This window comes from Telluria sp. ZT3P25 (assembly GCF_059685895.1).
This window is the reverse complement of the sequence record NZ_JCASIJ010000001.1, coordinates 3,137,098-3,147,690: the sequence shown is the minus strand read 5'-3', so window position 1 is coordinate 3,147,690 and position 10,593 is coordinate 3,137,098. Positions and strand designations below refer to the sequence as shown.

The following is a 10,593-nucleotide window of genomic DNA, read 5'->3' as shown; positions in this document are numbered from 1 at the left end:
GATATTTTTATGGTGATGCGAGCGTTGACTGATAACGCTAACATCGGGCAAGTATGGCGCTGCCGGGATGGCGTGTCAACACACTGCAGCGTGCCGGCGCGCCGTACTGAAATATGGTGGTTTTGATCATTGCTCTACACTGCCGGGGCAACTTACCATCACACGCTTTGACTAGAGGAGTTGATGACCACCATGATCCTGCCGGCCCGGATGCAATTCCTGATGAACCGCTTGCGCGAGCGACTGTGGGTCAAACCCATGATTGCCTGCGTTCTCTCCGTTGCCGGCGTGGCGCTGGCGCACCTGGTCGACAGCATCCCGATCGACTGGAAGGTACCGGAAATCGCGCAAGGCTCGATCGTCGACCTGCTCAAGGTGATCGCCGCCAGCATGCTGGGCGTCGCCACGTTCGCTGTAGCGTCGATGGTGGCCGCCTATGCGTCGACCGGGCAGTCGGCCACCGAGCGCGCGTTTCCGCTCGTGATCGCCGATGACGTTTCGCAGAATGCGCTGTCGATCTTTGTCGGCGCCTTCATCTTCGCCATCATCGGCCTGAGCGCGACCACCAACGATTACTTTGGCAAGCCAGGCCGCTTCACGCTGTTCGTGCTGACCCTTCTCACGCTGGTGATTGTCGTGCTCGTGTTCGTGCGCTGGGTCGACAGCATTGCGCGCCTGGGGCGCCTGGGCGCCGTGATTGCCAGGGTCGAACGGGCGGCCGCCGAAGCGATGGCGCGCCGTACCCGGCTGCCTTGCATGGGCGGCATGGTGGCCTTCGGCCCACCGGCCGGCCTGGCCTTTCACAGCCAGGCAAGCGGCTATCTGCAGCGGGTGGACATGGATGCCCTGCAGCGCATCGCCGCCGAGCGCAAGCTGCGCATCACGCTGGCGGTTGCGCCCGGCGCGCTGATCGTCTGCTCGCGCCCGATCGGGTACGTGCTGCCCGATGGGCAAGACGCCGGTACGATCGAACCGGACCTGATCGCCAAGGCATTTACCATTGGACCACTGCGTCAGTTCGACGAAGACCCGGGCTTCGGCATGGTCGTGCTGACCGAAATCGGTAGCCGCGCGCTGTCTCCCGGCATCAACGATCCGGGCACTGCCATCGTCGTGCTCAATGCGGTCTACCGGATCTTCGATGCATGGACCCATCCCGATTTCGGCGTCGAGCCGGACCATGACCGTATCGAAGTGCCGCCGCTGTCGCTGGACGACATGTTCAACGATATCTTCCCGCCGCTGGCCCGCGATGGCGCCGGGGTGCTGGAAATTGCGCTGCACCTGCAGTGGGTGTGCGGCGAACTGGGGCGCTGCGGCGATCCGCATCTGCGCGCCGTGGCGCAGCGCCAGGCCGACGAGGCTCTGGCACGGTCGGCGGCCGCCCTCGACTTCGCGCCGGACCTGGCACAACTGCGCCGCCGGCATGCTGATTATTGGGGGCCGGCATGACTGCTGGGACAGGCGGGATTGGCATGAGCGTCTGTGCCATTGCGCCGGATGAGAAGCCCTGTTGCTGGGGAAAGTTAATGGATTTCAATTCATGGCATGGATGATAAAAAAACTGATGTCGTCAATCCCGCTGGATTCCACGATTTCAGCGTCAATGGAGAATGGTGAATGACTGATATACCCGTCGACTATTTGGTGAATTGATGCAGATGGCTAATGCGATTTCTCGAATCGGACCATGCAGGATCAATCGACGTCAGTGTCGATCAACGATATCTGGCAAGCGCTGCGCAGAATTTCGAGGCCATCGAGCTGTGTACAAGGTTTGTACTGATTGCCGGTATGATAAACCTGAGTATTGTGGTCACCCATGTCTCTCGGCACCGTTGATCCGCCAGGAAGGACGTTCTCGTGGTCCATGAGAAGCTCCGATGCCCGGCATAGTTATACATTCCAATTTACTGCGTAGATTATGAAAAAAATCCATCTCGTTCTCGCCGTTTCCCTACTTGCCCTGCAGGTCGGCGTTCAAGCCGACACCAAAATCCAAGAAGATGCCAGCGTTGAAGTTCTGGAGGACGGTAACGTCCGTGATGCAGCGCCTACCTCACAGCAGATCGCAAGCCTCGTGGCACAGACGAAAAAGAACATGATCAAAATGCCGGCAGGCGCGTTCGACATGGGAGATTGGGGTCATGAGGTCAACCCGGAAGGCTTGCCCTTCGATAGCTATCCGCAGTCGAAACCGCTGCATAAGGTGAAGCTCAATAGCTTCTCCATGAGTAAGTATCCGGTGACCTATGCAGAATTCGATGTCTTTTCCGCTGCGCTAAGGCTCCCACGTGTAAACCAGCGGAAGAGTATCCAAAAATCGAGGACCGCTGCTCACCCTGCATTGGTGAGTTGGCATGGGGCAAAAGAATATTGTCAGTGGATGGGGAAACAAGCTGGGTTGACAATGGATTTGCCCACCGAGGCGCAATGGGAATACGCCGCGCGTGGCGGCGGCAAGCGCAATTTGTTCCCTACTGATAATGGGAAGGAAGAGCAGGGCAGGAACTTCCCATCATACGACCAAGAGAAAAAAGATGGTGGCCGCATTCAAATCGGAAAATTTCCTCCCAATTCCGCTGGATTGCACGATTTTGGTGTGAATGGCGAATGGGTGAATGACTGGTATGCCGCCGACTATTATGCGAATTCGCCGCGCGAGAATCCAACAGGACCGGCGTCGGGAGAGAAGCGGGTGGTGCGCGGTAATCTGGGCCAGCTCATCATGAACATGGAGCGAGAGGGCATGGATCCCTCAGACAAAGCCGGAACCTGGCCTCTTCTTCTCAACGAGCCGCGAGGGGCCGAAAAAGAGATTCCTTACACGAAGTTTTCGGGAAAAGGGTATGTTGGATTCCGTTGTGTCGTCAACTAGCCAACGTAGCATGATTCGCATACTTGGTCCATCTGCCCAGATGGTTGAATCGATTCCCCGCAGCCGATTCGTGCAGCATGAAGCAACGCGGGTGCGTCGCTTAATGAAATGACAATCACGAGTACATTGCGTCGTCGATGCCCATACGTGCTGCAACAAATTCTGGTTCTGTGTTCCAGATATACGGTTTGCTCACCAGCGTCTGAGCGCCGGCCAGTCGCTCTTCCGTTTGAACGCGGGCATTCGCGTAGCGGGTTCCCTGCAAGCAGTTATCGATCAGTGCAAAGCCCAGCGCCTGATTCTGTTTGTCGCCCAGGGCTGGGGTCATACGCTCGGCAATCGTCGCGAGCTGATTCATGGTCTGAGGTGATCCGAGGGACATTGCCATCAGTCGTGAAGCCTCCTGGCTGAGCGATGGATGGGTGCCTATCCCGATCAATGCTATCTGGCGATTGATCTGACCCGTGACTTCCGGGGGGGAGTAGCTGAACCAGCTGCCTGTCTTTTTGATCAGCTCATCCTGGATATTCTTCAGGAACTGTTCAGCACCGGAAGTGCCGTTGTCGATCGCCTTGTCGAGTTTGTCCTTGAAGTCGTCATACTCATCGTTGATTGCATCGCTAATCTTGTTTGCATAGTCAGCAAGCTTGGCCCCTTTTGCAATGACAAGGTAATAAAGTTTGCAGTAGTAGTCGTAGACCCGCTGATCCATGAAGTCCGCAATTTTGCCGTAGTCAGCCCGCTTCAGCTGGTACGACACGAACTTGAAGAATTCCTGGATCGTTTCATACCCCACTTCGCCGCTCAGGGCCCCTTCGCCGCCCAGCCCCCAACAAGCCCCGGCCCGGGCGCTGATCACGAAGCTGCCATTTCTGGTCCCGATCTTGAAAGCGCCTTTGAATCCAGCGCCCGCACTGCCTGCTGCACCAGCACCCACTTTTGCCACCGTCTTGAATTCGCCGATGGCTTCGCCCGGCTTGACTGTCACCGGCTTACCGTCGCCGGCGTCACCTTCAGGATTGAGCCATTGTATTTCGCCCTGGATGTCAATTGATACACGCACCCCGGCGAAGGCGTCCAGGCCTGCCTCGGCCCCGACGCGCATCTTGACGCCCTGCTTGTTGCGGTTCGCCGGTGGAACGCCCCGGATCCCCTGCTTGCCGGCGGTATAACCGATCCCGATATCGGTCTCGATAGCCAGGCTTGCGCCGACGCCGCCGGACAGTACCAGATCGCCGTATAGCCGCATATATCCCATCTCGAATACCTGGTCGCCAATCCTTGGTTGCACGTGAAAGCCCGCGAAATGCGGATAATAGACTTCGGTGCGAACTTTGCCTTCTGCAACCGCGAACGACGCATGGCCATTGCCCTTGATGCCGAACTCACCGGATTTCAGGCCGCGCAGGGCGCGCTTCGTCCAGGTCTTGTCGCGCCCGTCATGGAGGTTGCCTTTGAACGGATTGAAGTTGACTTCCAGTCCGGCGCCGGCGGAATAACGCATCAACTGCGCTTCCGCCGACAGATCAATGCGACGCTCGGCGCTGTCCGGGTCAACCTCCAGGTATTTCTCGAGTTCACCTTTATTGCGTTCGATGAAGGTGGTGATGTCCCCATTCATCGTGCTCGCCCATGCGGTCAACACGCCGGTATAGGCGTCCGCGTCTTCGGGTTTGAGTTTCCACTCCTTCGAAAATTTGCTCTTGTCCTGAACTTTCTCGGTAATGCGGTGCTTGATTTCCTTCACGTTCAGCGTGCCATCCTTGAAAAGCTTGCCCTCCTTGCGCTTTGCCTTTTCCCCTTCAACAAGATAGATCCGGTTGTCAGCCAGTACCTTCTTGAGCGAGGTGCTTTTCACATAGATCGGGGTCGGCTTCTGGCCATATTTCTTGGTCTTGAGCGCCACCATTTCGACCATCTTGACGCCTTCCTTGGCGTCCAGGCTCTGCAACGACTCGAGCTTTTTCTTGACCGCGTCGCTCGCGGCCGCCATTTCGCTGAGCGCTTTCTTCAGCGCCGCTTCAGCCGCGTCGATGTCGGGCTTGACGTTCGATTTCTGCGCTTCGCGCAACTTCATCGATGCAGCGGTAACGGCGCGGTTCGCTTCCTGCAAGGCCGCGATCTTGGCACTGTTGTCGTCCGCTTCCGCCAGCAGGGCGCGGTGCTCGTCCGGATAGCAGGCCAGGAAGGCATTTTTTTGCGGCCAGTAGATCAACATGCCGCCTCCCTCTGTGAGCTTGGCTTCTGTAAAGGTGTCGGCGGCCGGCGTGGTAGTGGCGACGGCGTGTGGCTTCGGTGGCGTTGCGGCGGCGGAATCGGTCATCGTGTCTGCTTCTACTGAAAATTCAATCCTGGTCTTTCAGGAATAACTGGATGTCTTCGGGTTTCGGTGTGAACAGGCGCTGGGTGCGGCCCATTGAGTCGGTGATCCCTTCGAGGACGGCGCCGCTGGCGGATTCCATGCGGTAGGGGACATGAGCCATGATCTCGCCGGTCTTTTCGTTCCGGACCACGAAGGCTTCGTTGAAAATCTCGGTGGGTTTGGACAGGGCCGGCAGACCGGTGCTGGCGTCATGCGGCCCGGTGAGTTCCTTCATGCTGGCCTTGAACTCCACCTTTTTAGGGCTGAACAATTCGATGTTGCCGCCCTCCAGTTTCAGCTGCGCACCCTGCGCATTGAGCAGGACATGCTGCTTGGCCTTGATGTTGACCGATGCCGTGACACTGGCGACTGTGATGGCCTTGTCGGCGGTCAGCCGGGTTTCGGCTGTCGCGCTTGTGCTGCTGACCTTGCCGCTTGCTGCATGAAGCCGGATGCCTGTTTCCTGGTTCGGCTTGTCGCCTGCAGTTGTTTTGCCGTACGTGAACAGCGTGATCCCGTTCTTGACAGCGGCGAACGTATTGCCCTGCGCGGCCAGATTGATGTCGTGTCCCGCGTTCAGTGCGCTCGTCATGCCAGCAGTAAAGATGGCATGCATTGGCGTGGTAGCAGCAATGCCTGCCGGCGAACTCAATTGTATTTGCGGCTGCGCGTAGCCTGGCTCCGCGCCTGCCCCGGTGACCTCTGTGGATCGGGGCAGCGGCGCAGCGCCGCCGCTGGTCTTGCCCTGCAGGGCATCCCGGCTACGCGCCATCGCGTCGCTGACGCGCAGCGGACTAGCACCTGCTGCCGTACCCGTTCCCGTACCTGCAGCCGCGCCCGATCCCGTGCCATTGTGCTTGCTCGCCAGTTCGGCCAGATCGGTCTGGAGTTCCAGGCTTTCCTCAATCTGCGTGACCGCCTCGTGCGAATCGAGCTGTGTTCCTGCGGCGCTTCCGCGCGCATCGGTCGACAGTAACAATCCCTTGCCAGCGCGCATGGCGACGCTGTGCTCGGTCTTGAGTTCTGCGCCGAAGCCCGCCGCCGCCAGGCGCTGGTTGTCGGTTTGGTGCACCAGGTGGCCCAGATTGAGCTCGGCCGTACCCTGGTGAGCGTTGGCATGGTGCTGCAGGCTGACGCGCGCCTGTCCCGGACTATCGTCGAGCACCAGCTGGCTGTAGGCGCCGCTGCCGCTCTGGCTGGCGCCAAGTGCCTGCGTCTTGAAGCCTGACAGGACGGCTGGATGCGCATGCCCGCCGGCTTGCCCGGCGAACCACGCCGGCGCGTTACCGGTCGCGGCGCCTGCGCCCGACGCCACCTGATTGTGCTGGGCGTCAACCTGGCCGCGGCCATTGTAGAGTGCACCGATCACCACCGGCCGGTCGATATTTCCATCCAGGAAATCCACGAGTACTTCCTGCCCGACCCGGGGCAGCGCGCTGCTGCCCCAGTTGGCCCCCGCCACGGGCGCCATCGGCGTTGCCACGCGGACCCAGGTGCTGGCGCCGTCGTCGCCCGGCGCGCCGGTATGGCCGTCCGGTTGCGGGTGCGCCAGCCGGTTGTGACTGCGCACGCCTCGCTGCCAATGAAACTGCACCTTCACCCGGTGATCGCGGTCGGTGTGAATCGCCGTCCCCGGCGGGCCCACGACGATGGCGGTCTGCTGGCCCATGACGGTCGGGCGCGGATGCAGCACGCACCCGTGCGCGTCAAGACCGCTACTGCGATACGGTACCTTGCTGCGGATGGCGTCGATCCGGTTGCGGTAGGTGGGCCGCTGCCCGATCGTCTTGCCGGTTGCGTGCAGGCTGGTGCGTTGCTCCTGGTCGATTGCGGCAGCCAGCAGCCCCACGCCGAGGCGCGCGTCGATATCGGTGCGCATCTCCGCGCTCAGATTGTTGTGCATCAGGTGGACCACGCGCACGACGACAAAGCTGCGCTCGTCGTCGCTGGCCGCCGTATCAAGCGTGGCTTGCCCGGTGAGGGTAAACAGCGTGCCTGGCCGCAGCGTGCGCACGGTGCCCGCGCCAACGTGGATTTCCTTGTTCGCCTCGAAGGCCTGCAACTGGCGCTCGGCGATGCGCTGCCCTTGCGCGCGCGATGCATACGCATACGCGCCCGGAACGTCGCGGGTGGTAAGTTCGGCCTGGCCGGCGCCGGGCGTGCTGGCAGCGTTCACCGGGCGGGTGTCGAGCGACCGGTAGTCCCAGCTAACGAGCTCGACAGCGTTGGGTTGCAAACGCAGTTCAGTGCGCCAGCGGTCGAAGGTATCCTGGCGCATCGTGGCGCCGGGTTGCGAAAAGGCGATACTGCCCTGGCGGTCGCCTTCGAACGCGCCATTGTGGTCGGCGATCACCATGGTATGCGTTCCCAGCGCTGGGGTGTCGGCCTGGCCCGCATGCTCGAAATAATAGAACAGGCCTTCCTCGTGCATCAGCCGCTGGGCAAAGGCCAGGTCACTCTCGAGGTATTGCGTGGTGACGCTGCGCTTCGGATAAATGTCGCGGTCCTGCAGATCGAAGCGCCAGGCCGGGACCAGTTTCCCCTTGCCGCTGTATCCCGCAAATACCGCATCGAGGATATCGGGCGTCGTCATGTCCTGGAATATGCGGCTGTCGCGTCCGTGCGAGAGAAAGGCCGACCAGGGTTCGATCGTCAACTGGTAACGCGCCAGGCCACCGTTCGCGCCCGTCAATTCGACGGTGGTAACGTGGCCGTGGAAAGGACGTAACGCGTCGCGCCCGGCGGTCGTCAGGAGTTCCAACAGCACCGGTTGCCCGATCAGCGACTTCAGCGGAATCGCGGCATCGGTCGACAGCGCAGCAATCCTGAACTGAAAGCCCTGGCTGAGGCCTTCTTCCCCGCGCACGCATTCGGCAACCAGGACGTCGGGGCCCAGCGGCGTGGTAAGCATCAGCAGACGCGTGTCCTGATTCAATCCGGACATGAGGGACAGCGCGGACGCAGCGTCCGGAAATGACGTTAGTACTGACATGTAACCACTGCTCCAGTCGAGTTTGCATGACCTTATTCAATGCAACGGATATTCGGTCGCATTTCTCCAACACGGTATTACAGCGTAGATGATACCTATTATCAAGAGATCTCATGAATCTTGGTCGTGTGCCGTGCACGACCCGTGGTGTGGGTAATATGGGGTAGCGCCCTATGAGGACGGGCTTGCCACGCAGGTTGCCGCGACAACTTGTTACCAAGTCATGCAAGGTGCATGCCGCGCCTGGCGCTTTCCGGCGTAAGCTTCGGGTCTGTCAATTGGAGGGATAACGATGACGATAATCCGGATCATGGCGTTGGCCGTTGGCGCGCTCGCCGCGTGTGCAGCGCAGGCGCAGGAACTGCTGCCAATCCAGACGCCAGCCGGGCCAGCGGTACTCAAGGCAGATCAGCTGCACGAACCCGACCCGTTTGCCGAAACGCGGCCGGCAGGGTCGCGCCTGTATGGCGCGAACGTTGTCGCGCAGCCCAATGACCACGTGCTCAAGGGATTCCGGCGTGACCCGCAGCTGGTTGGCGGTGTCAGGGTCACCCCGAATGTCGCGCTCGAGGCCGGTTACGTCAATCTGCCCGACCGCGGCCTGTACCGGGTCGAGCAGGGCAGGGCCGAGGATGCGTCGGAGGTGCTCGGCGATAAAGGTTCGAGCAACCACTTGGCCGTCAAGCTATCGACGCCCGAGGACGAGCGCCTGTCGGCGTATGCCAAGGCGGGGATCGCCTACAGCGTGGTCAAGCGTGGCGTCAATGCCGGGTCCGAGACGGGGCTGTACACGGGGGGCGGCGCAAAACTCAAGCTCGACAAATCAACCTCGGTCAACGCCGAGTTCGCGCGGCATGGCAACGCAGCCACGAAGCTTGGCAACGTTGTCAAGGACGGGATCAAGGGCAGCATGCAGATGGGCTTCTGATCCTGTCAGTGCGCCGCTGCGGCTGCGGCGGGCGCGACTGACGTGGATGCGCGCTTGGCGGGCTTGTCGTCACGCAGTTCTTCCGGATCGCGCAGCGGAATCATCAGGAATGCACTGAGCGCATACAGGCCGGCAAAGATCCAGATGATGCCTGCTACGCCCAGCGACGCACTGAAGATGGCGACAATGGCCGGACCTACCCAGGTGGATGCACCCGCGCCCAGGCTCAGCACCGACAGTGCGGCGGCGCGGTTTTTCGGCACCAAAAGCGGCATCAGCGCCGACAGGGGCACGAAGCCGCCCAGCGTCATGCCGTACATCGCACCGAACAGCGCGGCGATGTAGAAATTGCCGATGAACAGCTGCGGCATGTAGAAGAACAGCGGCGTCGTGATGGCGCTGCCGACCGCGCCCATCCAGATCACGGTGTTGCGCAGGCCGAAGCGGGTGGCCAGGCGGCTCGAGATGATGTTGCCGGCAATATTGGCGACAAAAATCACGGTCACCAGGCGCAGCCATTGCTCCAGCGTGAAGCCGATCACCTCCATAAAGAAGCCCGGCAGCACGATAAAAAAGCCGAACATCGATGCGGTATTGATGGTGCGCACCACGCCGCTGAGCGAGGTCTTCGGTTCTTCCCACATGATCGAGACGCTGCCCATCAGCGACGTCAACGGCTTTTCACCGACTGGCGCCAGGCGCTTCGTGCCAGCGGCATCCTTGACGCACAGCAGGGCCAGTGCCGCGCCGGCAATCACCAGGATCAGCGACAGCCAGAACGTGGCCAGCGCACCGATCAATGGCACCGAGAAGCTGGCAACCAGCGCGCCGAGGGTCGGCAGGCCGGCCGCATAGGCAACCCAGAACCAGCCCATCGCCAGGCCCAATTTCTTGGCCGGCGTGGCGGCCACGATCCAGACCAGGAACCCGTAGGCAAACAGCGGATAGCCGAAGCCGCGCAGGGCGTAGCCGGCCAACATCATCGGATAGCTCATCTGGCCGACGCCGAATGTCAGGAACACCACCTGGAACACGACCCAGATACCGGCGCCGATCAGCATGACTTTCTTCGGCCCCCAGATATTCGACAGCGCACCGGCACACCAGGAACCGATCGCTACGGTCACGCCGTACACGGTAAACAGGACCGCTATATCGGCTTCGACCATGTTTTTCTGGGCCAGGTAGGGCGCCAGGTAACCGAGTTCGACGCCATCGCCGATCATGAAGACCAGCAGGCCGACGAAGCCCCACAGCAGTGGCCGTGGAATGCCGAGCTTTTCGCACAGCCTGTCGAGGATGCCTGGATTGGAAGAAGAAAGATGTGGGGATGCCGTTGGCAAACCGGTTGTTTGTTGAGTCAAATTAGCACCTGCAAAATCGTGGCGTTCGTAAACGCGATGGGCGACCCGGAAGGGGCGAAGTGCGCGCAG

7 protein-coding genes are annotated in these 10,593 nt (G+C 60.7%); 3 read left to right on the top strand and 4 right to left on the bottom strand.

All coding sequences use genetic code 11. The features are described from left to right. Positions 1-183 precede the first annotated feature (183 nt). A complete protein-coding gene (locus tag AC56LY_RS13995; RefSeq protein ID WP_499580450.1) occupies positions 184-1,452 on the top strand; it encodes a DUF2254 domain-containing protein in 1,269 nt (422 codons plus the stop codon). 246 nt (positions 1,453-1,698) lie between these two features. On the opposite strand, the gene AC56LY_RS13990 is transcribed toward AC56LY_RS13995, so the two are convergent. Then, on the bottom strand, positions 1,699-1,872 hold the full coding sequence (locus AC56LY_RS13990) for a hypothetical protein (protein WP_499580448.1): 174 nt from the start codon (positions 1,870-1,872) through the stop codon (positions 1,699-1,701). A gap of 52 nt (positions 1,873-1,924) precedes the next feature. Here AC56LY_RS13990 and AC56LY_RS13985 point away from each other — a divergent pair, with 52 nt between their 5' ends. Next, positions 1,925-2,878 (top strand): formylglycine-generating enzyme family protein, encoded by a 954-nt coding sequence (locus AC56LY_RS13985; protein WP_499580447.1) that lies wholly within the window; start codon positions 1,925-1,927, stop codon positions 2,876-2,878. A gap of 115 nt (positions 2,879-2,993) precedes the next feature. On the opposite strand, the gene AC56LY_RS13980 is transcribed toward AC56LY_RS13985, so the two are convergent. Together AC56LY_RS13980 and AC56LY_RS13975 are read right to left on the bottom strand one after the other, a co-directional pair. Beyond that, positions 2,994-5,201: a hypothetical protein gene (locus AC56LY_RS13980; RefSeq protein WP_499580445.1), complete on the bottom strand. Its 2,208-nt coding sequence runs from the start codon at positions 5,199-5,201 to the stop codon at positions 2,994-2,996. 22 nt (positions 5,202-5,223) lie between these two features. Beyond that, positions 5,224-8,184 carry a type VI secretion system Vgr family protein gene (locus AC56LY_RS13975; protein WP_499580443.1) on the bottom strand — a complete coding sequence of 987 codons (2,961 nt, stop codon included), beginning with the start codon at positions 8,182-8,184 and terminating at the stop codon, positions 5,224-5,226. 340 nt (positions 8,185-8,524) lie between these two features. Here AC56LY_RS13975 and AC56LY_RS13970 point away from each other — a divergent pair, with 340 nt between their 5' ends. Continuing rightward, positions 8,525-9,160 (top strand): putative outer membrane beta-barrel protein, encoded by a 636-nt coding sequence (locus AC56LY_RS13970; protein WP_499580442.1) that lies wholly within the window; start codon positions 8,525-8,527, stop codon positions 9,158-9,160. Between the two features lie 5 nt (positions 9,161-9,165). Here the strand turns inward: AC56LY_RS13970 and AC56LY_RS13965 are convergent, their stop codons facing one another. Next, positions 9,166-10,524 carry an MFS transporter gene (locus AC56LY_RS13965; protein ID WP_499580440.1) on the bottom strand — a complete coding sequence of 453 codons (1,359 nt, stop codon included), beginning with the start codon at positions 10,522-10,524 and terminating at the stop codon, positions 9,166-9,168. Between the last annotated feature and the right edge of the window lie 69 nt (positions 10,525-10,593).